General features: G+C 51.4%; 1 protein-coding gene. It reads left to right on the plus strand.

Going from position 1 to position 626, the window contains the following annotated elements; all coding sequences use genetic code 11:
- Positions 1-626: condensation domain-containing protein (locus ACM2FC_RS23585; RefSeq protein ID WP_498483467.1), on the plus strand; the 626-nt coding region annotated here is incomplete at both ends.

A 626-nucleotide genomic window follows, 5' to 3' on the forward strand; every position in this document is an offset into this window, starting at 1 on the left:
ACGGACGTTGCTTGCCACAAAGCGGCACAAGGTGGGCTGCGTACGCCTTCTGATTACGATGTGGCGGGGCTCTCGGTGTCAAGATTGCAAGCGATTCAATCGCGCTACCCGCAGGTTGAACACCTGTTCCCAGCCAATAGTTTACAACAGGGTTTCATTGTTCATGACTTAATGTATCCCGACGATGACGCGTATCGCGTGCAGTTGTTGCTTGATTATCATCAGCCGCTGAATGTTTCGTACTATAAACAAGCGTGGGTGTTGGCCTCGAAGCGTTTCCCTGTGCTGCGTATGGCCTTTGACACGGACGGTGAGCCCCTGCAAGTGCTGACCGATACGTTATTGAGTGAACGTCATTTCATCGACATTGACCTGAGTCATCTGAGTGAAGAGGAAAGAGCCGCGCGGATCACAGCCATTCAGCAAGCCGATCGCCAAAAAGGGTTTGATTTAACTCAGCCAGGTTTAGTTCGACTGCACTTATTGCGTCACAGTCGCGAGCACATCACCGTGATGAAAACCGAGCACCACAGCGTCAGTGATGGGTGGAGTAACCCAATACTATGGGGGTTTGTGCATCAGATGTATCAGGCCTTATGTCAAGGTGACACCCCGAATGTGCAGTC

The sequence above is a fragment of the Vibrio sp. A37 genome, from assembly GCF_059777565.1.